Source organism: Rhizobium sp. P1_B8, assembly GCF_056406515.1.
This window is the reverse complement of the sequence record NZ_JBFTZZ010000034.1, coordinates 1-24,078: the sequence shown is the minus strand read 5'-3', so window position 1 is coordinate 24,078 and position 24,078 is coordinate 1. Positions and strand designations below refer to the sequence as shown.

20 protein-coding genes are annotated in these 24,078 nt (G+C 56.0%); 7 read left to right on the top strand and 13 right to left on the bottom strand.

Going from position 1 to position 24,078, the window contains the following annotated elements:
• Nucleotides 1–34: 34 nt before the first annotated feature.
• Nucleotides 35–706, top strand: a complete 672-nt coding sequence (locus tag AC1D2N_RS29960) for a Crp/Fnr family transcriptional regulator (RefSeq protein ID WP_130657481.1) — start codon at nucleotides 35–37, stop codon at nucleotides 704–706.
• Between the two features lie 333 nt (nucleotides 707–1,039).
• Here AC1D2N_RS29960 and AC1D2N_RS29955 read toward each other — a convergent pair whose 3' ends face one another.
• The 5 genes from AC1D2N_RS29955 to AC1D2N_RS29935 form a co-directional block, all read right to left on the bottom strand.
• Nucleotides 1,040–2,119 (bottom strand): hypothetical protein, encoded by a 1,080-nt coding sequence (locus tag AC1D2N_RS29955; protein WP_065277068.1) that lies wholly within the window; start codon nucleotides 2,117–2,119, stop codon nucleotides 1,040–1,042.
• A 33-nt stretch (nucleotides 2,120–2,152) separates the two neighbouring features.
• Entirely contained in the window at nucleotides 2,153–3,160 is a 1,008-nt protein-coding gene (locus AC1D2N_RS29950; RefSeq protein WP_063473330.1) for a glycerophosphodiester phosphodiesterase family protein, read from the bottom strand.
• 483 nt (nucleotides 3,161–3,643) lie between these two features.
• The gene (locus tag AC1D2N_RS29945) at nucleotides 3,644–4,147 is read right to left on the bottom strand and encodes a GNAT family N-acetyltransferase (protein ID WP_245483706.1); all 504 of its coding nucleotides are present in this window, start codon (nucleotides 4,145–4,147) and stop codon (nucleotides 3,644–3,646) included.
• Nucleotides 4,148–4,295: 148 nt separating this feature from the next.
• Entirely contained in the window at nucleotides 4,296–4,967 is a 672-nt protein-coding gene (locus tag AC1D2N_RS29940) for an HAD family hydrolase (protein WP_065276674.1), read from the bottom strand.
• A 135-nt stretch (nucleotides 4,968–5,102) separates the two neighbouring features.
• Nucleotides 5,103–6,389, bottom strand: coding sequence for a DegT/DnrJ/EryC1/StrS family aminotransferase (locus AC1D2N_RS29935; RefSeq protein WP_130657480.1), 1,287 nt, complete (start codon nucleotides 6,387–6,389; stop codon nucleotides 5,103–5,105).
• A 444-nt stretch (nucleotides 6,390–6,833) separates the two neighbouring features.
• On the opposite strand from AC1D2N_RS29935, the gene AC1D2N_RS29930 reads away from it, so the two are divergent.
• On the top strand, nucleotides 6,834–8,108 hold the full coding sequence (locus tag AC1D2N_RS29930; protein ID WP_130657479.1) for an ROK family protein: 1,275 nt from the start codon (nucleotides 6,834–6,836) through the stop codon (nucleotides 8,106–8,108).
• 59 nt (nucleotides 8,109–8,167) lie between these two features.
• Here AC1D2N_RS29930 and AC1D2N_RS29925 read toward each other — a convergent pair whose 3' ends face one another.
• The 6 genes from AC1D2N_RS29925 to AC1D2N_RS29900 form a co-directional block, all read right to left on the bottom strand.
• Nucleotides 8,168–10,075, bottom strand: a complete 1,908-nt coding sequence (locus tag AC1D2N_RS29925) for a methyl-accepting chemotaxis protein (protein WP_130657478.1) — start codon at nucleotides 10,073–10,075, stop codon at nucleotides 8,168–8,170.
• 179 nt (nucleotides 10,076–10,254) lie between these two features.
• A complete protein-coding gene (locus AC1D2N_RS29920; RefSeq protein WP_065276666.1) occupies nucleotides 10,255–11,421 on the bottom strand; it encodes an ABC transporter ATP-binding protein in 1,167 nt (388 codons plus the stop codon).
• A 79-nt stretch (nucleotides 11,422–11,500) separates the two neighbouring features.
• Complete coding sequence (locus tag AC1D2N_RS29915) at nucleotides 11,501–12,526, bottom strand: Gfo/Idh/MocA family protein (protein ID WP_130657477.1); 1,026 nt, start codon at nucleotides 12,524–12,526, stop codon at nucleotides 11,501–11,503.
• 28 nt (nucleotides 12,527–12,554) lie between these two features.
• Nucleotides 12,555–13,388 (bottom strand): carbohydrate ABC transporter permease, encoded by an 834-nt coding sequence (locus tag AC1D2N_RS29910; protein WP_065276664.1) that lies wholly within the window; start codon nucleotides 13,386–13,388, stop codon nucleotides 12,555–12,557.
• Between the two features lies 1 nt (nucleotide 13,389).
• Nucleotides 13,390–14,319 (bottom strand): carbohydrate ABC transporter permease, encoded by a 930-nt coding sequence (locus AC1D2N_RS29905; protein ID WP_063473372.1) that lies wholly within the window; start codon nucleotides 14,317–14,319, stop codon nucleotides 13,390–13,392.
• A gap of 70 nt (nucleotides 14,320–14,389) precedes the next feature.
• The gene (locus AC1D2N_RS29900) at nucleotides 14,390–15,844 is read right to left on the bottom strand and encodes an ABC transporter substrate-binding protein (RefSeq protein WP_130657476.1); all 1,455 of its coding nucleotides are present in this window, start codon (nucleotides 15,842–15,844) and stop codon (nucleotides 14,390–14,392) included.
• Between the two features lie 285 nt (nucleotides 15,845–16,129).
• Between AC1D2N_RS29900 and AC1D2N_RS29895 the strand changes: the two genes are divergently transcribed.
• The gene (locus AC1D2N_RS29895; protein ID WP_130657475.1) at nucleotides 16,130–17,389 is read left to right on the top strand and encodes an ROK family transcriptional regulator; all 1,260 of its coding nucleotides are present in this window, start codon (nucleotides 16,130–16,132) and stop codon (nucleotides 17,387–17,389) included.
• Between the two features lie 95 nt (nucleotides 17,390–17,484).
• On the opposite strand, the gene AC1D2N_RS29890 is transcribed toward AC1D2N_RS29895, so the two are convergent.
• Nucleotides 17,485–18,642, bottom strand: a complete 1,158-nt coding sequence (locus tag AC1D2N_RS29890) for an ROK family transcriptional regulator (protein ID WP_063473369.1) — start codon at nucleotides 18,640–18,642, stop codon at nucleotides 17,485–17,487.
• Nucleotides 18,643–18,789: 147 nt separating this feature from the next.
• On the opposite strand from AC1D2N_RS29890, the gene AC1D2N_RS29885 reads away from it, so the two are divergent.
• Genes AC1D2N_RS29885 through AC1D2N_RS29870 form a run of 4 tightly spaced genes read left to right on the top strand, consistent with a single transcriptional unit; the run spans nucleotide 18,790 to nucleotide 23,496 of the window.
• A complete protein-coding gene (locus tag AC1D2N_RS29885; protein WP_130657474.1) occupies nucleotides 18,790–19,794 on the top strand; it encodes an extracellular solute-binding protein in 1,005 nt (334 codons plus the stop codon).
• A 50-nt stretch (nucleotides 19,795–19,844) separates the two neighbouring features.
• On the top strand, nucleotides 19,845–20,849 hold the full coding sequence (locus AC1D2N_RS29880) for an ABC transporter ATP-binding protein (RefSeq protein WP_130657473.1): 1,005 nt from the start codon (nucleotides 19,845–19,847) through the stop codon (nucleotides 20,847–20,849).
• The gene (locus AC1D2N_RS29875) at nucleotides 20,846–22,555 is read left to right on the top strand and encodes an ABC transporter permease (RefSeq protein WP_130657472.1); all 1,710 of its coding nucleotides are present in this window, start codon (nucleotides 20,846–20,848) and stop codon (nucleotides 22,553–22,555) included. The genes AC1D2N_RS29880 and AC1D2N_RS29875 overlap by 4 nt, the downstream gene beginning before the upstream one ends.
• Nucleotides 22,556–22,572: 17 nt before the next feature.
• Complete coding sequence (locus tag AC1D2N_RS29870; protein ID WP_065276658.1) at nucleotides 22,573–23,496, top strand: sugar phosphate isomerase/epimerase family protein; 924 nt, start codon at nucleotides 22,573–22,575, stop codon at nucleotides 23,494–23,496.
• Between the two features lie 318 nt (nucleotides 23,497–23,814).
• Here AC1D2N_RS29870 and AC1D2N_RS29865 read toward each other — a convergent pair.
• Nucleotides 23,815–24,078: isocitrate/isopropylmalate family dehydrogenase (locus tag AC1D2N_RS29865; RefSeq protein WP_477982549.1), on the bottom strand; the 264-nt coding region annotated here is incomplete at its 5' end.

Genomic DNA, 24,078 nt, shown 5'->3' with positions numbered 1-24,078 from the left:
CCGCACACTGGGTCCAAACACGAAAGGAAGATGGATGCTTGCGAAAAATTCTGTACTTCTGCAGTCTGACCTGTTTGCTGGTTTGGATCAGGCGACTGTGGAGCAATTCACCGCAACGGCTGAGGTTCGAACCTTCGCCGCTGACGAGAAGATCATAGCCGAGGGCCAGCAGGCATCGTTCGTCTACTGCGTCATGAACGGGTTTGTCCGACTTTCAAAATCGGAATCCGCCGGGCGCGAAGCGGATATCTGCGTGTGCGAGCCGGGCGACACCTTTGGAGAGTATCTACTCGCGGGGGGCGGGTCCTACGCTTATAGCGCGCGGTCCGCCGACGGGGCCGAGGTCGCGCTGTTTGCGCTTGCGGACTTGCAGGCGTTCGCCGACCAACATCCGGTCGTACACCGGAACGTCATGCGCATCATGGTCAGGCACCTGCTCGGCGCGATGGATTGTATTGCGGGAGACCGGTTGCTCACAGCCGCGCAGCGGGTGGCAAACTACCTTATGAGCCGCTGCCCCGCCTCGGCCACCACCTCGCGGGTCACGTTCCGCCTTCCTTACCGGAAGCGAATCCTGGCCGGCAAACTGGGACTGGCGCCGGAAGCCCTTTCCCGCGCATTTGCGGCGCTCGCGGCGTCGGGCGTCGAAGTCAGAGGCAAGGTCGTTCTGGTCGATAGCGTCGACCTGCTTCGCAAGGCGTGCTAACCTTCACTAACCGGTACAACAGATCCGAGATGAGGCTCAAGCAGAAGCGCTTCATGATAATTGGAAGGCTGCTTGATTTCGATCAATCCCGCCTCCGACACATCTCAGTGATCAACAATAGATCCAGCGGCCGATCACATTACCGCCCTCACAAAATGATGCGGGCATTGGGTCTGTGAGGGCTGCCGACTTTGATCGTCACGCAATCCGTTCATTCGGCTCCCTGGAGACGGCTCTATTTGTTTGTCACGATCGATTTCTCGCGCAGCTTTCACCGCTAACCGGTCGTCCTGAAACTGGTTTCGTAAAGCTGTCGTCGGAACAGAATGAGAGTCACTGGCGTTCGATTTTGTTGCTGATCCCATTTCGAGCCACCGAATTAACATTGGACGGAGGATTGCCAGGACGAGCCGTACCACAGGGGGTTCTGATTTCCCCGGAAAGGTACTGACCGCTATTGCATGGCAGCATGCTGACATCGAGAAAATCGCTCGACTTCAGGGAGTTCTGATACGCTATAACTTCTTTCATGGACAACGGGGTCGAAAAGATCGTCACTCCCTCAAAGCCCGGCAGTGCCTCCACTGGCTCGATCATGGGCGAGCTCTGCCCGGGCACCGCGGCCGCGCCAATAACCCATGGCCCAACCGAGCCGAAAGTGACGGATTTCGGGCGGCCGGTTGGCGTACCAGAGCTGTAGGCAGAATGCGGGAACCCGCTGTCGAGCACTGCCTCATCCCATTGGTAAGCTGTAAACATCAAAAGATAGGTATATGGCGCGAAACGGTCGATGCGAAGTTTGCCGTCTGGAGTGAAGGTGTAGTAAATCCACTCTGTGCCGGAGAATGCGCCTGTTGGCCCCACGACGTTCATATCCCACGGCTTTTGCCACCACGCAGTATCCGCCCTTCCACTTTGAAGCAGGCTTTTTGCAAAAGACCACTTTTGACCATTTGCGTTAGGCGTGGCACCTAACGCAAATGACAGGTAGGCGCCGTTCGAAGGGGAACTAAGTAGCGACAGCGCGCTACCGCCATTAGGAACGGTATTGTCTCGGGTCTTTTCTACCAAAAGGACTGTGAATCCCCTGTCGGGTCTGATCGATGCGGGTCGACTAGTCTCGACTGATCCGTGCGGTGGAAAGTTGAAAGAAGTCTTATTGGTATAGAAGTCAAATGCCTGCCTCGTATTTTCAGGCACTGGATAATCCACTCCTGCCGCCGAGTCGTGTATGTACACCTTTGGATATTGTCCGAAAATCGGCACGACCTTCGGTGTGAGGGTCTGAGATACTTTGTCGGATGCGCTTCTAAGACAATTGGCTTCATCGATGCATGATGCCGATTGGCCCGCGCCAGCAGCAAGACAACCCACCGCAGAAAACAGTAGGAAGATTCTTTTCCCATAATTCATTAGACAATCCTTTGCGGACGCGTTGGTCTTGCCTTAGCGGCTGAGTTTGGTTGTGTTGCGGCGCCCAATCTGGCGCAGCATGTCGCCGATTACGTCGGGCAAATCGGTGGTGATAAGATTCGTACGATTGACGATCGCCATCTCCGGATCACCTCGGTAATCGGGCACGATACCTCGTTGCGCGGTCGACTTAGGATCGGTGTTATGCTCGAAGCAGCATTTGCCAGCGCTGTTGGCAACGCCCTCGGGATAGTAGTTACTTTCATGATAGGTGGCGAAGCCCTGCTTCTGGTCGATATAGTCAAAATACGCCTGAAGACCGTCGCCTTTGTAGAATTGGTTCATCTCAAATTGAATGGAAAACGGCGCCACATTCCATTGATCGTAGATTGAGTCCTCGTGGGGATCATAGCTGGAATCCTTCACGTTCTGGTCATCCGGGTTCTCGACAATAATCAGCCCACCAATGAGGCCGGGGTCGTAGGTCGTCCGATTCAAGATCGTGCCGACATCCACCGCATCCTTCGCTTTGAGTTTGAATACGACGGCTTTGCTGAGTTTCGCATTTGCCTTGGTCGCGAGAATGTCAAGGCAATGTTGCATGAGCTCGATGGGATCGGTCGGGTCCTGATCATCGACCGCCGCCTTGACGTCTACGATCATCACGTAGCCACGACCATCGTCGGAAACATATTGAGCGAGTAGATCGAGCGCGGCAGAGAACGTCAGGAACTTAGCCTTTCGTCCGTGCGGATCCGTAAATACGCGACCATGCCGGTCCCTTAGATCCGCCTGCCTTAATTGAGAAAAGTCTTGGTTGTATAATAGACCGCTTCCAGTTGACTCGCGCTCAATCCTGTAGTCGTGAGATAGAACCACTTCCTTGTCCGCGGTGAAGCGGGCGTCGACTTCCACGCTCTCGATTTGCGAATTCCAGGCGTCTTGCAAGGCGTAGGCTGAATTCTCTGGATAGATCTCCCAGGATCCGCGATGCGCAGATAAGATGACCAGGTCATCGTCGGGTTCCGGCAGCTTAAACATGCTTCTCGTAATCGCACTTACGAGATATGGCGAAGGCTTTACCGGCAGCAGCGCCGTTCCTTCGGCACTGGATGAAACACCGAAGGCAAAAAAAGAAGTTAATATGAGCGATGCTCGCAGACACGACCGGCCGCAGAGGTGGCCAAAACGCCAGGAGCTAGAATGAAGAGTCGCTGACGCTGCTACGTTGTTGCTGGATTGCATAAAGATTCAGAACCTTTCGATGATAATGTTCGTTAGCTCGCTACATCGTACCTCTTGCACCTGCGGCTTTTTGCAACAGCACAAGCGTCTCAGCAGTGGTTAAGCTGGTGGGAACGGAAGCAGGGATGAATGCCATCGCAGCGACAAGAGACAGCTAGCCAGCGCCTCAGTCGCCGCTGGCGTTACGGCTGCAACAGCAACATCAAGATGGTCCATAAAATCGGATCACACCAAAGGGGTCGCGATATCGCGTTCTCAACGCTGTGGCGTAGGGGTTTTTCAGGCAAGTGGAGTCTCCGGCAGAGCCTTCGTCATCAAATCTGCTAGGCCAAACGATGTTTGGACGTAGTCAATTGCCTGCCAGCCACTGTTTTCGTAAAGAACGCGCGCGTCCTCTGTTACCAAGTAGAGGCTTTTGCAACCGAGACGCAATGCCTCCTGCTCCAGCCGGTTAATCAACAACGCGGCTATTCCTTTATTGCGGTGGAATGGATGGACATACAGCGACTTAAGCCATGGGGATAGATTGGATTTTCCGTCGAAGTCACGATCAGCTAACGTGATCATTCCTGCGGGCACGGCGTTTTCAATGGCAATAAGTGTCAGTGGCATTGAACTGCTCGTTGCGGCTTCAAACTCACATCGCGTTTGTTCATATGAGCCATACGATTGACAACCCCATTGTCCGAAGGCCCAGCTTGTGCAAACGGAAAGGAAATTCGGAAATCCTTCTAGGTAATCGATCGTTACCGGAGTTTCAGCTGCCATTGGTTTCGCGATCATAGTGTCTCCATGTCTTTGGCGGTCCGAGCCAACAAGGCGCGGTTAGGTCAATGAGGAAGCCCGTGCACTACCCTGATGCTATCGCACCCACCATGAATCTGGACAGTGATACCGGGACTCAAGCGGGTCGCCAGAGCGCAATTGATGATCACAAATCGGCCAAGATTTGTGGCAGTGCCGCCATGTCATTAAACAGCTTTATCGCACCTGCTTCTGCCAGTTTGTCTCCATGTCCAGGTAGGCAATGGGAGCCACCTACGAAGCCAATCACCGTCATCCCGGCAGCCACCGCCGCCTGAGTTCCAGCAACACTATCTTCAATAACAAGACAACTGCCAGCTGGCGTCTTCATATTCTGTGCTGCAAACAAAAAGAGATCCGGAGCCGGCTTACCACGCGCAACTTGCGAAGCGCTGAAGACATGGGGCCAAAAAAAATTGTGTAGGTCTGTGACTATAAGTGCCAAACAGAGCTTTGCAGTGTCACTGTTCGACGCCACGCACTTCTTCAAATTGATGGCTTGCAACGTTTGCCGAACGCCACTGGTCGCGCGCAGATCACGCGCGTAACGATTTGCGATTTCGGCCATCACGCTTTCATGGTGATCCTCTGGTAGGCGGAGGCCTCGCTCGGATTCTATGACTGAATAACTCTGCTGGTCAGTCATTCCCACGAAGCGATCATTATACTCTTCAGCGGATATGATATAGCCACACTTCGCCAACGCTTCGATGTGCACTGCGGTTGCGATAAGCTCGCTATCGACGAGGACCCCGTCGCAGTCGAAGATCAATAATTCCGGTTTTTTTAAGAAAGACATACAAAGAGCCTCGTCGTAGAAATGGCTTTGAGTTTTGTCCCAGTGCAGCTTTAGATTGCCCATTGATAAAGGCGTGCTTAAAATCTGTGGGGATAGACTATTGCGGCACTGGGGAATTGTCGCGAGGCGTGGTGCTCAGTTGGAAATTGCTCCAGCGGCGATCTCCGGCCCCTGCTTATGAATTGCACTCCAAACCTTGTGAAAAGCATCTGCGTAAAGATGCATCAACTCGCCACCGTTGGGCGGCGCGATCTCGGAGACGTAGAACATCGTATCCAATATTTTCACGGTGTTTGGAAAATCGGCGGCGTTCCAGTTGTTGCGAATTTCCGGGAGATATTCAAAAACGGGCTTCGTGAGCCAAACACAGATAGGCACACCTTCGGCCTGCAGCGATTTGACGACGAAATCCCTCGCAGCCGGGCCTGGCGCAAAGCCAAGCGCCTCAGGTTCAATGCGCAAAGGAAAATTGAGCACTGAATGGTCGCAGTCTGACGGGTCGAAAAGCGGAAGTATACCCGCAAGGTCGCTGATCATCTCCCATAACCGATTGCTATTGTCTCTTCGAATTTCGAGTTGCGCATCCATCTCTGTGACCCGCAGCTTCGCAATAGATGAAGAGAATACGTTGGGCCGGTAATTGTACCCTTGGGAAAGAGGTGAAAATATTCGCGCTCCGCTGCGAGACGAGCTTGACAGCGATACGCGATCAACATGGGCAATTAGGTCGGCGTCCTCCGTTATGACAAATCCCAGCTCGCCGGCCCCAAGATGTTTAGCGCCGTTTCCGGAAAGAGCGAGTGCGTCTGTATCGAGATGAGAGCCGCCGACGATTACTTTCGCGGCTGCGATCGATTGGCAGATGTCGTCTATCACTGCAATTCCCTGAGCACGCGCAGCATGCCTTCCATCGGGGACGAGAACATTGTTCCCGAAAAGGTGGGTGATCAGAACTGCAGCGACGTTGGGATTGAACCTCTCAGCGGCCGCCCGCTGATCAATCCCGGCTACGCTCATGTCGACATCGACGAAGACGGGTTCAAGGCCATTGATGGTAATGGGTCCTACCGCTCCCGGCCAATTCAGTGCCGCGGTAACAACTTGCTCTCCGCGCTCCTTGACGTAGTCGAGTTCAATGTGAATAGCCGCCGTTCCGCTGCCAACAGCGCGCACTTGCCACTTCCCAATCCACCTTGCAAGATTTCGCTCCAAATCGCTGACAATTGGATGATTGACGCGGTGATATTTCCCACTATCCACAACTCCGCGAAGCGCATCCAGGTGCTTTTTCTCTGCCGCGGGCCAAGGTATGACGCGTCCCAGAGGGATCACAGGGGTCCCACCGAAAATGGCGAGCTTCTCGACTGCGCAAGCACCTTGCGCCTTGCGCGTTTTGCGCTCTGGTGCACCAAATCCGTTCATTGCATTGTCCAATCATCGTTCATTGAAATGCTGATCAGCCCCCACAATCGCTAGCACCGTTTTCGGAGATGCAAAAGTTAAAAGTGGGTATAAAATCAAGTATATACGAATATATATTTGGGGTGCTTAATATAGACAAGTACATGCCGGATTCCGAACATGGTTTCGTAGAATGATTGGCTCAACCGTTAGAACCGCTCCGCTTCGGCTCGTTACTTCGATATATCAATTGTTTTTTAACGATTGCTCGGACATCTGAGGTCATTGAAGAAAGCCTTGTGAGGGGATCCTTCATGGTTTTCCAGGGTCATAAGACGCGTTTAAAGGAACCCCAGATGGCTCTAACACCATAATCCGAGACCGTCCGAATGGGGAGCTCCGGTTAGCCGGTCGGTAGTGCTCACTGTTGCGGCTCAGTTGGATTCATAAACAGGATCGGATGAAATGGACTCGTTGATAAGAAGACTTCAAGCTTTCCGGCTTGGAGAGAATGAGAGCAGCCCTGACGATAGCCATAAAAGCGAAAGTGGTAAGGGCATTACGTTGGCTCAAAAACTAATCTCGACGGGAACTTTAGGGGCCGCAAATCGAGGACGATTGCTACAAGCCTTGTACGACATAGGAGCATCTAGCAGGGCGGATCTGGCCCGCGTTACCGGCGTGACTCGAGGAACTATCGGTGGGATTGTGCAGCCTTTACTCGATCAGGGGGTGCTCGCGGAAGGAGAGGTGATCCCTCCCAATGAAACAGGCGGCAAGCCGGCTACCAAATTGTGGTTTTCCAAGGACGCAAGGCCAATTTGCGCGGTGCTCCTGCTGCACGACCGAGTGAGTGCGTGTTTGGTCTCTTTGGAGGGCGAGGTCTATGCTCAAAATGCCGTCTACTTCCCGAAGAACGTAGCAAATGCGGCCGACGCGTTCCGTATTATAAGCACCTGTGTCGAAAAAGCCGTCGCATCTGGAAAGCCGATCTTGGGGATCGGTGTAGCCGTCGCAGGAATGATCAATACGGAGACTGGCACGATCGTGACCGTCGGCCTTGCGCCTTTCCTCGATGGATTTCCGCTCGAAACCGAATTGAACAAGCGTTTCGGAGTCACAGTCTGCGTCGATCAGGATACGAGGGCGTTACTCGTTGGGGATCGCTGGTTTGGACAAGGCCGCGGTCGGAGAAACTTCGCCTCGGTCTATATCGGAGAGACTTTGGGCGGAGCGCTTTACCTTGATGGACATCTCTATCGCGGACCCGCAGGTGCAGGTGGTGAAATCGGTCATACGACCGTAGACATCAAAGGTCGGATGTGCCAGTGCGGCAGACGCGGGTGCTGGGAAACGATCGCCAGCTCGAAGTGGTTAAGGACCGAAGCTAAGGTTAGGCGGTTGCCACGTCCTCTCTCCCTGGATGTGAGCCGATTGTTGACGCTGGCCGACAAGGACGTACCGGGCGCAAGAGACCTCGTTCGCGACTACGCGTTCAATATCGCGGTTGGCCTGGCGAACCTCCAGCAGTTTATGGCGCCGAATTTCATTGTTATTCACGGGGACATTGTACGGGGGGGAGGCCCCATTCTTCGTCTGATTCAGGAAAGCTTCCACGATCTGGTATTCCATCGCCCAGGTGATGATATCGCCCTTGTTTTCGGAGATGGCGAATGCCTGGCTGCTCTACGCGGTGCCGCCAGTCTGCTTCTTTCTGAATTGCTGAATTTCGTCATCTAACGGCCTCCGCATGCGATCCTCGGGTATGTATTGAGCGGCGCCAAAATGGAGCTGCCGAGCTATCTCAATGTTCCGACTGGGTGCGCACCCTTTCCGAGCATAAGTCGCGGTGGCGAAGACATTGACGCTGTCCCGGCGTTGGTCTGATCGGTTCGCTGCTCAGAGATCCCATTGCCGATGTCAATCTGAAACCCGGCGACGATCGACCGCAGCCGCTTTGCCTCTGCGGCAAGTGCAGTACTTGCAGCCGTGGACTCCTCGGCCATGGCAGCATTTTGCTGCGTAACTTGATCCAGTTGATTGATGGTCCGATTGATCTCGGAAAGAGTTGCCGACTGCTCATTGGAAGCAACCGTGACGGCATCAAGCTGGGTGTTGATCAACACGATTTGTTCCTCGATTATCTTGAGCGTCTCACCGGTATCGCAAACCAGCGTGACGCCACTGCTGACCTCGTCAACGGAATTGAGGATCAGGTCCTTTATCTCCTTTGCTGCGTGAGCTGAGCGTTGAGCAAGCTCCCGCACCTCCTGTGCAACGACTGCAAAGCCCTTTCCGGCCTCGCCGGACCGTGCCGCTTCAACGCCTGCATTGAGGGCCAGGAGATTGGTCTGAAACGCGATTTCGTCGATCACGCCGACAATAGCCGATATCTGCGAGGAAGAATGTTCGATGCGCTGCATTGCTGCGACAGCGCTGGAAACGACTTTCCCGGAATGACGGGCGGATTTGTTCGCCTCGACCGCAACGTGTCGGGCTTCCGCCGTGCGCGTGCTAGAGCTGGCGATATTCTGGGTGATCTGATCCAGGGAGGCGGCAGTTTCCTCCAGAGAAGCGGCCTGATGCTCAGTCCGCCGGGACAGGTCCTGCGCGCTCAAAGCGATCTCCTGCGCGCCGTCATCTATCGATCCGGTGGCGTGCGACACGGCTCTCAGGCTTTCAGCGAGTTGAACAATAGCGGCGTTGAAGTTTGCGCGCAACGGTTCGAAATCCTCAGCAAAACTGGCGTCGAGCCTGAACACGAGGTTTCCGCTCGCAAGCTGCTTCAGACCCTCAGCCAGCCCGGCCGTGGCGTCCGCCATATCACGTGCCCGCTGGCGCTCGGCGTCGGCTATGCGAGCACGTTCGATCTCGCTTGCCCCACGACTGGCCTCTACATCCTTTTCGAGATCGCGTGTCCGTAACTCGTTGTCCTTAAAGATTTGCACTGCGCGGGCCATGGATCCGATCTCGTCACGGCGGATCGTTCCCTCAACAGACAACGTCAGATCGCCCTCGGCAATGACCTTCATCGTCGAAACCATCTGCTTGATCGGTTTGACCAACCAGGAGCGAATTGCGATGAAACCAAAGCATGAAACGGCGAGCAGCGCCGTAATAGCTGCTCCCAAACTCAGCACTGACGTGTCACCGACAACGCGTAAAACATCAGCACGCTTTTGCTCCGCGTCTGAAGCGAGTTTTTCCGTCACGGACGTAAACCTCGGTGAAATGGCAGCGAAGGCGGGTTGACATAAAGTCAGATAGAGTTGCTGTACCATGGCAAGCTCGGCTTCACTGGTCGCGCCGCGGGCCACAGCGATCGCTGCACCACACGTGTCGGTCAGGACAGAGAATCCATCCGCCTTCAACTTCGGCAGTTCGCCCTGCTCGGGAACTGCCTGGACAGCCAGATCCATGAACCTGACGAAGTTCTCTCGCGCGTCATTCAGACCTGCTTCTGCCCGCGCCCTCGCTTCTTTCGACCGCGTCATCACCATGTCGCTGATGCTGGCACGCGCCGTTTCGAGACTTCTGTTTGACTGTGTCAATCGAAGCGCTGCAGATGCATCCCGGTCGAGAAGCCCTTGGTAACTATCGTTTACCGCAAGCATCTGGCGGCTCTGATAGAATGTCAGTCCCAGCGCCGTGACACCAAAAATGGCCATGATGACAAAGAACTTCCCGACAATGGAAACATGTTTCACAAGCCACTCCTCTAAGCTCTGTCACGGTGCATGAATGTTCAGGTTCTGCATTTCAAAATTCGGAATCCGAAGAAAAAAATGGCTGCCGCCGACCTCGTATTCGACGACAGCCAAGTTGCCTGGGAGGGCAGGAGAAAAGACTTGAATTCCTAGTGAGGCGATAATTTGCGGATGTTCTGTCAGTCTCGGATCGCAGTTCCGGTTACCGGATCGAACCAGTGCAATTTTTCCAGATCGACAGTGAGCGGCAAATGTTGGTTGGGACGCGGTGTGAGCGCCGGTGGGATCCGCGCGACAAGTCGGTTCTTACCTTTATTTGTAAAGTCTTCGGTATCTTCGGCATCGTTTACGTTGACCGGCGGTGACGCGATGTCGAAAAAGACGAAGGTGTCGGCTCCCAGCGCTTCGGCAACCGGGACCTGCTCGTTGAAGAGGGCTTCAGACGCGGGGCAAACCAGAAACATCTCCGGGCGAATTCCAACGATGACCTGCCGGCCTATATATTCCGAAAGTGCCGGCTTGGCGGCGACGGAGAAGGATATCTGCGTTCCAGTTACCGCAGCTTTGAGTGCCCCGGCTTCCGCAGTCAGCTCGACGCGCACAAAATTCATCGCGGGCGATCCGATGAAGCCCGCGACAAAGAGGTTGGCGGGCTTGTCGTAGAGCATTTGCGGAGTGTCGACCTGCTGAAGATTGCTCTCCTCTCCATTGAATACTGGCTTCAGCACAGCGACACGATCGCCCATGGTCATGGCTTCGACCTGGTCGTGGGTTACGTAGAGCGTCGTTACACCGAGCCGCTGGTTGAGCAGCTTCAGTTCGCCGCGCATCTGTACGCGGAGCTTGGCATCAAGGTTTGAAAGCGGCTCGTCCATCAGGAAGGCCATGGGATGGCGAACGATCGCCCGACCCATTGCCACACGTTGCCGCTGGCCACCCGACAACGCCCCTGGTTTGCGTTCGAGATAGCGGGTAAGGTCGAGCATTTCCGCCGCGTCACGCACCAGCTTATCGATCTTGTCCTTGGGCATTTTGCGCTGCTGCAGACCGAAGGCCATGTTGTCGTAAACGGTCATATGGGGATAGAGCGCGTAGTTCTGGAAAACCATCGCAATATCCCGGTCCTGGGGTTCTGTCTCGGTGACATCAGCGTCATCCATGAGCAACCGGCCGCTGTTGAGCGTTTCAAGACCCGCTGCCATCCGCAATAATGTCGACTTGCCACAACCGGACGGCCCGACCAGCACGACGAATTCTCCGTTGGCGACCGAAAAACTTACATTGGCAACGGCAACGGTTCCGTCCGGAAAGGTCTTGCCGATCCCGTCGAAGGTCATGGATGCCATTTTTATCTACTCTCCATATATTCAAGCAAGGCAAGCCGCACTGTGTGTGCGGACATGCCCCGCGCTTTTGGTTCCGGCTTTAGCCGATGTTCACAGCCTTGCCGGTCGCGACGGATTCCTCGATCGCTGCCAGGATCTTGGTGTTTGCCAGGCCGTCCTGCGCATCTGCCAGTAGCGGAGCGTCGCGCACGACGCTATCGACAAAGCGAGCGATGGATTCCAGGACAAAGCCGCCGATACGCGTCTGGCCGGTTGGTGTTATGCCGATATAGTCATTGTATTTTAGTCCGCCGTCGACGATCTTTCGCAGGCCGCCATTGTGGGTGGGGTCCGCCTGGACCTGGCCCTTTTCACCGACAAACTCGATCTTGAAATCGACAAGCGAAGGATTGTCACGCGACAGGATCCAGCTGTTCTCCATGGTCACGACCGTGCCCTTGGAAAATTCAAGCACCGAGACATGAAAATCCTTCGTATCCACGCCGCCGGCCGACAGGGTCCCCGAGCGGGCGACGGAATAAACCCGTACGACCTCGTCCGCCAGGATGAAGCGCAGGACATCGACCAGATGACTGCCCAGGAACCAGAGTGCAGAAGACTTCGCAGCCCAGCTCAACATTTCGAACGGAACGAATGTCGTATTCGAAAGACGCGCGGTGCCGTGCTTTGCCAAGCCGATCTGGCCGCCCTGGATCATGTCGCGGACCTGGACGAGGATGGGATTTACACGATTATGGAAATCAATCATCAGCTTGCCCTTGGAGTTTGCGGCGGCCGCAGCAATCTCCTCGGCTTCGCGCACTGTCGTCGCAAGCGGTTTTTCGCTCAATACGTGTTTGTCGGCTTTCAGAGCGGCCAGAATGATCGGCGTGTGGGTAAAGTCAGGTGTCGCAACCGAGATCGCATCGATCTGATCGCTGGAGATCAGCTTCTGATAATCGGTGAAGGCCCGCGTTGCGCCGTAGGTTTCCTTCATCTTCAGCGCCCTGCCCTCATCGAGGTCGCAGACGCCGACCAGCTCGGTCTCCGGCAAGACATTAAAGGTGTGGGCGTGATTGCCGCCCCAATGACCGGCGCCAATGACGCCCATTCGCAGTCTGCTCATTTCATTACTCCATTCATAAAGGGAAAGCTCAGCCCTTCACCGAACCAAAGGTGAGGCCTCGTACGACGTATCGATCGAAAACAAGGAAGATGATCATCGGAGGTATCATCGCGAGCACTGCTGCGGCGGCGATGTAGTTCCAGGTCACTCCGCTCGTTGCGAAATATCCAAGTGTTCCGATCGGAAGAGTGGCGGTGGATCGCGAACTCAGCACCAGCGGAAAAGCCGCGTTGTTCCATGCGAACACGAAGGCAAACATCGAGGTTACGATGATGCCGGGACGAACGATCGGTAGCGTGATCCGCAACATAATCGTGTACCATCGAGCACCGTCGACCCGGGCGGCCTCCTCCAGCTCCACTGGCACCTCATCGATAAAGCTCTTCATCAACCAGACGGAAAACGGGATCGTCAGAGTCTGTAGGACGAGGATCATGGAGAAATAGGAACCCTGCAGACCGATGCGCGTGATGAGGATGAAATACGGGATCAGAAACGCGACTGGCGGGGCCATCAGCAAGCCGAGGTACCACAACATGATGTTTTTCTTGCCGCGTAGCTTGAAGCGGGACAACGCGTAGGCAGCAGGAACGGAAAAGGGCAGATTGAGCAACACGGCGCCGATTGCGACGATCAGGCTGTTGACCAGTTGCGGTGCATTGGTGCCGGGATCGACGAGGATGTGCCGGAATGCGTCGAGATTGGGCTCGAAGGTAATTTGCGGCGGCATGGTGAAGGCCGTCTCGGCCGGGCGAACGGCCAGAGCGATAAACCATAGGATCGGCCCAACGAAGATTGCCAGGAAGAGGAGGCCGGCGATGTAGGTGAGTGCCGTGTTGAAGCTTGTGCGACGACGGGACATTTTACCACTCCTCGTTTCTGAACGCGAAGAAGACGTAGAGGGCAACGATGACATTGACGATCAGCACGGTGATCCAGGTCATTGCGCTGACAAGACCAATGTTGAAGTTGACGAGGCCCTGCTCGTAGAGCGAGTATCCAAGGGTGCGCGTCGAGGTGCCCGGTCCGCCGCGGGTGAGCACAAGCACCGTGTCGAAGGTGTTGAAGATCTGCATGAAGCGAAGCATGACGATGATGATCGCGGTGCGCTTGATCAGCGGCAGCTTGATACGCATCAGGATCGTCCACGCGGAAGCCCGATCCAGTCGCGCGGCTTCCAATATTTCGTCAGGAACGGCTAAGAGGCTTGCGTAGAGGACGATTGCAAAAAACGGCGTCCATTGCCAGATGTCGACGAAGAGGATTGCCGTAAGTGCGGTCGAAGGCGAGCCAAGAATTCCCTCTGCCGGCACGGGTAGCCAAAGCGACTGCAACACCCAGCTCAACAGTCCACCGCCGGGATCATAGAGATAGCGGAACAAAAATCCGACGACGATAGGGGCAATCGTGGTGGGGAGGATCAGCAGGGCACGCACGACGTTCATGCCAGGCAGTGCCTTGAGCAGGATGAGGGCGATCGCCAGGCCAAACGTGAACTCAAGTGTCGTGCCAAGGATCGACAGGATCAATGTGTTGGTGAGTGCGGCGCGAAAGTCAAAGGCGTTAAAGGCCTGCACATAATTCTCGAAGCCAACGAACTGGAGCGGCTCCGGGCCGATTTGCAGGTTCCAGAAGTAGAAGCTCGATCTGAGAGCAAACAGCAAGGGGTAGGCGATCAGAGCGAGCAGCATCACGACTGAAGGCGCGATCAGCAAGTATGGCAGGTTTCGTCGGATAAAGCTCTTCCGGGCGGGCCTGAAGGCTCGCGGAGAGCGAACAGTTGTCGTGTGCATTGCCAGATCCAGTTCTTCTTCAAGTAGCTGCCGGCGCGATCGCTGTCGCGCCGGCCCGAGGAGAACTCTATTATCTCTTGGCGATCAGGGCTTTGGCCCCATCGAGAGTATCTGCGTAGCTGGCTTTTTGATAAGGGATCATGAGATTACCCTTCAGGATGCTCTCGAACAGGCTGTTGGCACGTTCAAGGCCGGTCTTCGGCTCTTCGCTACCGGTCAAAAGCTGGTTCAATGTGAGGCCCAGCACGCTTTCGATGGCCGTGTAACCAGGCACAGGCGGGCGTGTGACCTTGCCGTTGCCCTGCTTCATCATCGCATACTGCACATCGAGGTAAGGATAGAGCGCTTTGACTTCCTCGTCTTCGTAGAGTGAAACGCGCGCAAAGTCGGAGAATTGGTAGTTAAGGTCCGGCCAAAGAGCCATTTTCTTCTGCGTGGCTTTCGAGGTCGCCCATTTGATGAAGGCGTAACCTGCTTCTTGCCTTTCGGAACTGGATGGGATGCCAAGGCTCCATCCGCCGAGACTAACGGTCTGAGGCACGCCCTCAGCCTTTGGCAAGGCCGCCGTCGCGTACTTATCTATCACGTCCGACTTCTTACCGGTCATGTAGCCCGAGTTCTTGATCAGGTAGAAGTACGGGGTCCACCAGTAGAACATCCCGATGTCGCCTTTGGCAAAACGGGTGCCGGCGTCGAACCAGACATAATTGATCGCTTCAGGCGGCGACAGCTTGTAGAGCTGCCTATAGACTTCAACAGACTTAACCCAGGCGGGGCTTGTCAGCTGCGGGGAGAAATCCCACGGGTCGGCAGGGAATGATTTGAACCAGTTCGCACCGTGGCTTGCCGACACCTGCGTAAACATGTGGACGATCGGCGACGGTTGAGAGCCGCAGACCACCGTGGGAAACAACGGTTTGCCGCCAAATGACTTGCCTTCCATCGACTTCAGTGTGTCGACATATTTCGTCCAGGTCCAGTCTTCCGAGGTCTTGGTCGGCGGCGCTGCGATGCCGAGTTCGTCAAACACGTCCTTGCGGTACATGACGCCCTGTGCATAAGCGGCGACCGGCAATGTGCCGATCTGGCCGCGCCACATATTCGAGGAGTAAAGGACCTCCGGGATGAAATCGGAGAGATCGAATTCACTGTCCTTGGCAATAAAATCATTCAGCGAGATGATCCATCCATTGTCGAGGTACTGCCCGAGCCACATCTGATCGACAACAATGACGTCGGCGTCTGAGGTTTTGGCGACAAAGGCAGACACGAGGCGCGATTGAAGGGCGTCATAGGAGAGACTCTCCAGTTCGACCTTGATGCCGGTTTCTTTCTCGTATTCCGGCACCAGCGCCTTCATCGAGAAAAAGAATGGGTCTTCAACGGACAGGACGCGAACCGTGTTCGCATCCTGCGCGGCCCCTCGCCGTGGAATGGTTAGTGATCCCGCGCCAGCCACAAGAGCTGCAACGGAAGCGCTTTTCAGCAGGTCACGTCGCGACATATTTCGGATATCGATTGTCATAAACAGCCTCCTCAGTTGCTTCGTATCCCAACCTCGCCCCTTCAGCGGAGCCACCGGGCTTCCGCTTGTCGATCTGAGATTGTTACCCCTAATTTGCTTTTTGTAAGCAGTTAGTTTGTACCTCGCACAAACTTATGCTAGTGTCAAGGAGCTGTCACGGCGAAAATTTCCGCGCAGTACCGCGGTTGTCATCGACGTCCTGCTTGCATCACCGGAAGGGCCCTTTGCTGTATGGCCGTTCGATAATGTACGGGCTAAAAGGATCCGGTAGATTGGAGAAGAGAAGTGAAGTTTGAGAGCCAGCCGTCCTATTCGTTGGGCCAGCGCACCCCTGCCACCAGAGAAGTCGCCGCCGGCGAGAACAGCGGCAACGTGACGCTTGTCTCCCAATCGGCACTCGGCGCCATAAACCGCGGTCGCGTACTTCAAGCTTTGTATGATAACGGACCCAAAAGCCGGGCGGATCTCGCTCGACTTGCGGGCGTCAACCGAACCACGATCACCGGTATTGTGCAGCCGATGATCGAAGACCAGCTTCTTATCGAGGGAGATGCGTCGCCTTCCGACGTCAAAGGCGGCAAGCCGGCTCGTCCGCTTTATTTTAACCCCGATGCACCGATGCTTGGCGCAGTCCTCCTTCTGCCCGGCACAATACAATCATGCCTCGTGGCCTTAACCGGCGAGATCAAGGCCGTTACGAAAGCTGAGTTTGATCCGCATGGCGACACAGAAGCATTCATCGCTGTCATGACCAAGACGCTTACTGCCACACTGTCTCAGGCCCAGCAGGCACCGTTTGGCATTGGCGTGGCTTCTGCTGGAATGATCGACAGTGACAAAGGAAGAATTCTTACCGTCAACCTTGCTCCCGTTCTAACGGGACTACCTCTTGTAGCGCTACTACAAGAACGCTTCTCTCTTCCCGTTGTTATCGATCATCACCCTCGTGCCTTGCTTGTTGGGGACAGATGGTTCGGGCCCGGCCGCGGCCAGCAGAATTTTGCCGCGGTCTATACCGGCGAGGTGCTCGGCGGCGCCTTCTTCATCGACGGCAAGGTCTATCGTGGACTCGCCGGATCCGGCGGTGAGCTCGGGCACAGCGTGGTTCAGATCGACGGTGTCCTTTGTAATTGTGGAAAGCACGGTTGCTGGGAGACGGTAGCTGCCCTTCCGTGGCTACGAAAAGAAGCCGTCCGAATGGGCTTGCCACATCCCCGAAGCGTCACCTGTGCCAGACTTGTCAAGGAAACAGACGAAGGCTCGAATGCGGCAGAGGAACTTCTCGACCGTTATACACGCAACGTGGCGTTCGGCATCGTCAACCTGCAGCAAACACTGTCCCTCAACTCCTACGTCCTTCACGGAGACGTCGCCGGAGGCGGAATGAAGGCTGCGGAGCTGATCAGGCAGCATGTCGAGCAGCTAGTGGTGAAGAGACCTGGTCAGGAGATATCGATCACAGTGAATGGTATTGGCGAAGGCCATACGGCTCTGCGTGGCGCCGCGGGTCTGGTTTTATCCAGCCACCTAAAGCTGGTCATTTGAGGCTTTACAGGGACACCGATCTGCAAGGAAGGGAGGTTCGTGTCTGGGTCTGCCCGGTAGACTCCCGAAGACACTCAGGCGCGGGATCGAATTATCTAGGGTCGGGATTTGGGCTTGCGACCGTTAAGGTAGGGACTGCCATCGTCTGCGACGGCGGCTGAAAAGAGAGAGGCAAAGAACGGAATGCAGGCGGCCCCGATCGCGCCGGCGCGAGGGCCAAGTCGGGAGGCCTCGACTGCAGCAACCTCCAAGCCGCGCGACGGACCAAGGATTGGCTGACTGGAAATTGCACCCACCAGCTTGTCTGTCACGAGTTCTGGCAGCCGTCCCCCAAGGACAATCAGCGCGGGGTCGAACATCGCCGTTGCAACACGTACCGTCTCGCTGAGCTGCTTTCCGGCGCGTTCTACCCAGGCTCCTAAAGCCACTTCGGCGCTGTCTGGCAACCGCTCGAGATCGACGAAGTCGTGGATGGCGAAGCCGGCACCGTTGAGGGTGGCAAAAAGGTCTTGGCCGGATGGGCGCGGCTGGTCGTACGGGTAGAGAACTCCGGGCAGGCAGGCGTTTCCATTGACACCGCGGTACGGTCGTCCGTCGATAACCGCCCCTCCCCCGACACCGTGTCCAATGTGAATGAAGAACATCGGATCAGGCTGCGGGATGCGTCCGCCGAACACATATTCTCCGAGCGCTGCAGCTGTTCCATCATTCTCGATGTAATAGGGCGCTTCGAAAGTCGCTTTAAAAGCTTGGTCCGCCTCACCATCATCGAAAGCCGGGAAGAAGCTATGGGCCTTGAGGATGTTCGACATCGTGCCGAAATTGCCGGGCACCGAGCAGCCGACCCCGAGAAGGCGATCCTTAGGCATACCAAGGTCGGCCAGCATCGCCGCGATAGCCGCCTGCGCCGCGCCTGCCACCGACAAAGCCGTGCTGGTCTCGATGTCGACTGATCGGGAGGTAAGAATCTTTCCCGCTAGATCAACGATTGCTACCTCCATTCGGGAGACCGAGAATGTTATTCCCGCGGAAAGATACCGGTCAGCCCGCAAGCTCAGCAAGCGTCGAGGCTGGCCTTGGGCGCCGGTCCGCTCGACCACCTCGATCAGAAGTCCGATCTCAATTAAGCGACCTATCAGCCGAGTGACAGAAGCTCCTGTCATGCCGGACCGTTCGGCCAGGTCGACGCGCGCAATCTTCTTACCCACGAAAATCAGTTCGACCAGTCGTCGTTCGTTCCGTGAAAGGTCCATTGGTTCCAAGAGTGCCTCAAATCGTTAGCAGCCCAAGAGCTATTGCAATATATATTAAATTACGCAATGTAATTAAACTGTCATAAAGCTTCATTAAGAACGCGCCAAGTCGGAGATGACCGGCCAATCTGAAACGAGAGGAACACCATGCATCAGATCAAACGCTTATTGACCCTGGCAGCCGTGCTGATCGCGGCGACCTCTCCGGCCTTGGCCAATAGTCTTGTCGTTTATTCCCCTCAGGGAGAAGAGAACGTTCAGTGGATAGTCGACCAGGCAAAAGCCGCCGGTCACGATGTGCAGTTTCTGCGCGCACCCGGAGGAGAACTTTTTGATCGCCTCGTCGCGGAAAAGAACAATCCCCAGGCCGATGTCGTACTCGGCATGGTCGACACGTCTATGGCTCTGCTCAAAAAGAACGGCCTGTTCCAGCCATGCACACCAGCCTGGGCGGCGGACCTCCCTGCGCAATACAAGGACAAAGAAGGCATTGTCTACAAATTCTGGAGCACACCGGTTGTCATCGCCTATGATTCCGAAAAGCTTGCCGCTGAGCGGGCGCCGAAAAGCTGGCTGGACCTGACAAGGGGCGAATACAAAGGCAAATACGTCATCGGCAACACAGCCTGGCAGACGACAAGGGTCTATCTGGCCGGCATCCTGGCCCGGTTCCTCGACGACAAGGGCGAAGTCACGCAGGCTGGATGGGATTTTCTTGGCGCATTCTATGCGAACGCGATCGTTGTCGATGACGCCGATGCGCGCAAGGAAGCCTTCAAATCGGGCGGTGCGATCATCAATCTGAACTGGTTCGGCGGCGTCATCAAGGACGCCAAGGAGCTCGGCATGCAAGTCAAGGTCATTGACCCGGAAGGTGGCACGCCGGTCATCTCCGAAGGCGTGGCGATCATGGCGGGAACCGATCAGCTGGAGCAGGCAAAGGCATTCGTCGACTGGTTCGGCTCTGCCGATGTCATGGCCAGCTACGCCGAAAAGTTCGGTCAGGTTCCGGTGCTGCCGGCGGCGCTGGCTAAATCACCGCCAGAGGTGCAGGCGAATGCGGAACTAGTCAAGGCGCAGCCTATCGACTGGGATGCGATCGCGCCCAAACTGGACGGCTGGTTGCAGAAGATCGAGCTTGAAATCCGGTGAGCACGTAGGACCGGGCGATGCAGATCGCCAGGCTTCACAGGAGTATGATCATGCCGACCCCGATCCTCATCATCGATAAACTGCATATTGGCTATGGCGATAAGGTAGTCATCCGCGACCTCTCGCTTGAAATTCACGAAGGCGAGTTCGTTGCTCTGCTCGGGGCTTCCGGCAGTGGGAAATCCAGCGTTCTAAGGACCCTCGCCGGCTTTCATTCGGCCATGAGCGGGCGAATTATTCTTGAAGGAAAAGATATCACCAACGAGCCTCCGGAGCGCCGCAATGTCGGCATGGTATTCCAGAACTATGCGCTGTTTCCAACGATGACGGCGTTCGAAAACATCGCCTTTGCTTTGCGTGTGGCGAAGATGCCGCAGAGCGAGATCGGCAAGCGCGTCGCCGAGATCGCCGAAACATCGGGGATTACGGAGCAACTGCACAAGAAGCCAGTGGCCATGTCAGGCGGGCAACAACAGCGAGTTGCGATTGCGCGCGCGCTCGTCGCGGGCTCCAAGGTGCTTTTGTTCGACGAACCATTGTCCAATCTCGACGCCAAGGTACGAGTGACGATGCGCCGCGAGATCAAGAGGCTCCAGCGGGAGTTTGGCTTCACGGCAGTCTTTGTCACGCATGATCAGGAAGATGCACTCACGATGTCGGACACGATTGTCGTGCTGGCAAACGGTCGTGTTGAGCAGATCGGTGACGGGCGTACTCTTTATCGGAAGCCGGCGACGCCGTTCATCTGCGAGTTTATCGGCACCGCCAACGAACTGCCCACGCCGCTTGCCGTGCAAATCCTGGGCAGCGACGTTCGGGCGCGCATTTTTGTTCGCCACGAAGATGTACTCGTTGGGAAAGTGATACCAGCCGGGTTGCTGGCGACCGTCCGTCATGTGGAATTCCTTGGCGCCCACAGCCGTATCGACCTGGATACCGGCGGTTATTTCATTTCGGCCGCCAGGATGGGGCACGAGTTACCCGAAATCGGTGAGACCGTGTCCTGGACGATCCGCCCGGGCTCGGTGCATATCTTCGAGGAAGCGGACAGATGAACCGCGCGGCTGCCGTCGAGCGCGTAGTCTATTGGATCGGGTTGGCGGCCCTGATCTGGATCGTCGTCACCTTCCTGATACTGCCGCTCGTCGCGTCACTTCATGCGGCATTTTTCAGGGACGGCAGCCTGGTGGTCGGCCAGACCCTAAGCGAACTTTCAAGATCACGAAGAGTGCGCGCTGCCCTTTGGAACACGGTTTGGATGACGTCAGCGACCATGGTCACGGTGACCATTGTCGGGATTTTCCAGGTCGTCGTCCTTGAATATTTTCACCTACGCGGTCGCGCACTCTTTAAAATCGCCTATGCAACGCCGCTGGTCTTCGGCAGTGTCGTTGCGGCGGCGGGCTATAACTTCACCTATGGTCCCGGCGGTGCGGTGACACATCTGGTGAAAGCGATCGTTTCCAGCCTCCCGCAAGACTGGTTCATCGGCTGGTTTGGCGTGCTCTTCACGCATACCTTTCTGATGACCAACTTTTACTATCTTTTTCTGCGTGCTGCGATGCGCCGCGTCGACTACGCAACCATCGAAGCCGCGCGCAGTATGGGTGCCTCGGAATATACGATCCTGTGGCGTGTGGTACTGCCCGCAATCATGCCGACGCTCCTCGCTGTCACCCTTCTTACCCTTTACACCGCGATCAGCTCTTTCGCCGCCCCTCAGGTGCTGGGCGGTCGCGATTTCCACATGCTGAGCCAGATGGTGCTGACTCTGAACAGCCTGCGCCGTCCCGACATGGCCGCCTTACTGGCGCTTATGATGGGACTGTGTCTCATGGCGCTTATCCTGCTGTCTCAATATTACGAAGCGCGCGGCTCCTATGTCGGCGGCGCGAAAGCGACTGCGCCCATCCAGCTACGCAAAATTTGCAGCCCGATCGGCAATACAGTGCTACATTTTTTTGCCTATCTTCTTGTGGCTATTTATGCGGTGCCGATCGCTCTTGTCGTACTCTTCTCCTTCGCCCCGGCCGCGAGCATCGGCATCGAAGTGATCCCATCCAGCCTGACCCTGAAGAACTATGCCCGCGTCTTTACCGAAGGCACCGCCTTTCTTCCGTTCTTCAACTCCATAGTGATGAGCCTTGTCGCGGTATCGGCGGCGCTGGTCGTTACGCTGTTTGCTGTCCCGGTTATTCTTGGCCGGCGCAGTTGGCTGACACGCCTTCTAGACATCACTTTCTTCCTGCCATGGGTAGTTCCTAGTGTTCTGCTCGCTGTCGGGCTGATCGTCACCTTCGACACGCCAAACCCGCTCGTTGGAAACGCAGTCCTCCTCGGCGGCTACTGGCTCCTGCCGATTGGCTACGCCATCGTCGCCTTGCCGCTTATGGTGAGGTTCCTGCGGGCAGCCTTCGTAGGAATCGATCCGGCCTATAACGAGGCGGCCCGCTCGATGGGCGCCACTGGTCTTTATCGCTATCGCCGCATCATTCTGCCGATAGTGGCGCCGACTGTAATCCTCGTCGCCGGGATGGCCTTTAACGATCTCCTGTCGGAATACCCCCTGTCGGCGTTTCTATACAACGTCAACAACAAACCGCTGCCGATTGCAATCGTAGACAGCTCGCTGTCTGTCGATCCTGAGCAGGCCGCGCTCAACCTTGTCTATGTCACTCTGATCATGGCGTTTTCACTGGCGATCATTCTGTTGGCCGAGCGCATCGGCCTTGGCAAAGGTCCAGAAACCACAACATTGTAGAACCGGAGACTGATCCATTGGATACCTGCATCACCGTCTGGCATTGGCCGCACCAGGAGCGTTGGTACGACGAAGGCATTCGCAACTCGCTCACCCTCATCAAGGAAGCTGGCTTCACACACATCAACTGGAATCCCGACTCCGGCAGTTCGTACTGGCTAGCCGACGCCGAGATCGAGTTTGCAAGCAGGATCGTGGCCGATGCTGGGCTGAAAGTGCACTCGGTTCATGGCAGCAATGGCCGCAATCCTATCACCGAGATCGGCCACAAAAACCCTGGCCCTTTCGCGATGGAGACGCGCAAGGACTTCCTGTCGCCGCATGAATGGCAGCGCCGCAGCGGAGTCGAGCTGTTGCGTAACCGTGTCGACCTGGCGGCCGCGTTCCAGTCCCCCAATATTGTTCTCCACATCGATATCAACGACAACGTCTTCGGCAGCGAAGCCGCCGAACGAGCTTTCTTCGACCCCCTTTTCCAGTCTCTCGACGAGATCAGGCCTTACTGCGTCGAAAAGGGCATCCAGATTGCCGCGGAAACTCTTCTTTGCGCCGACGCTCAGAATTTCCTCAACCTCTATGATCGGCTGTTCGCTCGATACGGCAAGGAGTTCATCGGCGTCTGCTTCGATTGTGGCCACTGGGAACTGATCGAGCCAGGCAAGCTCAGCGTGCTTGAGCGTTTCGCGGATCGCCTCATCGCTACTCACATTCACGACAATTTCGGAGCAATGGATAACCATCTCTTGCCATTCGATGGACGATTAGATTGGCACACGATCACCTCGGCGATCGCCGCAACTCCTTATCAGACTCCGCTCAACTTCGAGACGCCAATGGACCGGTATGGGATTCCAGAATCCGCCTACTATCGCCGCGCTCACAGTGTTGCTGTTAGGCTCGAGGAGATGGTCGCCGAGGCGCGCGCGAGGCAAAGCGCATGATGGCGAATACTCTTACCCTCGACATTTCTCGGTAGCAGCGTTGACGCCTGAACAGTTCCGGGCCCGGATGGATGGACAGTCTAGACCAAAGAATCTGTCGGCTTCGTCGGTGTCGTCGATCAATAGGCAGAGATCCTCGCCGGCGACTGCTGGCTAGCGACGTTTCAGGCCACTTGCCTCGAGAGCCGTCTGCTGCGGCGGGAGTTTCTTCAACATGTCCCACTGAATCATAAACCCCCAGCCAAGGCCAGGGGTTTTGTCAGCACTCTGAATGCGGGGAATTTCCCGCCGCTTCCATGTTATCTTGGATAAGCCGGCTTACGCCATGGCCTTCTGAAGGTTCTGGTCGATCTTGTCGAGGAAGGCAGTGGTCGAGAGCCACGGCTGGTCGTGGCCGATCAGCCGCGCCAGGTCCTTGGTCATGAAGCCGGATTCGACAGTGTCGACGCAGACCTTTTCCAGCGTCGAGGCGAAGCGGGCGAGCTCGGCATTGTCGTCGAGCTTGGCGCGGTGCGCCAGGCCGCGGGTCCAGGCGAAGATCGAGGCGATCGAGTTCGTCGAGGTTTCCTGGCCCTTCTGATG

Excerpts from the sequence above, each read along its gene's own strand:
- AC1D2N_RS29905 (WP_063473372.1), bottom strand. The coding sequence starts at position 14,319 with ATGCACACGACAACTGTTCGCTCTCCGCGAGCCTTCAGGCCCGCCCGG.
- AC1D2N_RS29875 (WP_130657472.1), top strand. The coding sequence starts at position 20,846 with ATGAACCGCGCGGCTGCCGTCGAGCGCGTAGTCTATTGGATCGGGTTG.
- AC1D2N_RS29945 (WP_245483706.1), bottom strand. The coding sequence starts at position 4,147 with ATGATCGCGAAACCAATGGCAGCTGAAACTCCGGTAACGATCGATTAC.
- AC1D2N_RS29920 (WP_065276666.1), bottom strand. The coding sequence starts at position 11,421 with ATGGCATCCATGACCTTCGACGGGATCGGCAAGACCTTTCCGGACGGA.
- AC1D2N_RS29960 (WP_130657481.1), top strand. The coding sequence starts at position 35 with ATGCTTGCGAAAAATTCTGTACTTCTGCAGTCTGACCTGTTTGCTGGT.
- AC1D2N_RS29935 (WP_130657480.1), bottom strand. The coding sequence starts at position 6,389 with ATGAACGGATTTGGTGCACCAGAGCGCAAAACGCGCAAGGCGCAAGGT.
- AC1D2N_RS29890 (WP_063473369.1), bottom strand. The coding sequence starts at position 18,642 with ATGGACCTTTCACGGAACGAACGACGACTGGTCGAACTGATTTTCGTG.
- AC1D2N_RS29900 (WP_130657476.1), bottom strand. The coding sequence starts at position 15,844 with ATGACAATCGATATCCGAAATATGTCGCGACGTGACCTGCTGAAAAGC.
- AC1D2N_RS29955 (WP_065277068.1), bottom strand. The coding sequence starts at position 2,119 with ATGAATTATGGGAAAAGAATCTTCCTACTGTTTTCTGCGGTGGGTTGT.
- AC1D2N_RS29950 (WP_063473330.1), bottom strand. The coding sequence starts at position 3,160 with ATGTTTAAGCTGCCGGAACCCGACGATGACCTGGTCATCTTATCTGCG.
- AC1D2N_RS29885 (WP_130657474.1), top strand. The coding sequence starts at position 18,790 with ATGCATCAGATCAAACGCTTATTGACCCTGGCAGCCGTGCTGATCGCG.
- AC1D2N_RS29915 (WP_130657477.1), bottom strand. The coding sequence starts at position 12,526 with ATGAGCAGACTGCGAATGGGCGTCATTGGCGCCGGTCATTGGGGCGGC.
- AC1D2N_RS29910 (WP_065276664.1), bottom strand. The coding sequence starts at position 13,388 with ATGTCCCGTCGTCGCACAAGCTTCAACACGGCACTCACCTACATCGCC.
- AC1D2N_RS29940 (WP_065276674.1), bottom strand. The coding sequence starts at position 4,967 with ATGTCTTTCTTAAAAAAACCGGAATTATTGATCTTCGACTGCGACGGG.
- AC1D2N_RS29930 (WP_130657479.1), top strand. The coding sequence starts at position 6,834 with ATGGACTCGTTGATAAGAAGACTTCAAGCTTTCCGGCTTGGAGAGAAT.
- AC1D2N_RS29880 (WP_130657473.1), top strand. The coding sequence starts at position 19,845 with ATGCCGACCCCGATCCTCATCATCGATAAACTGCATATTGGCTATGGC.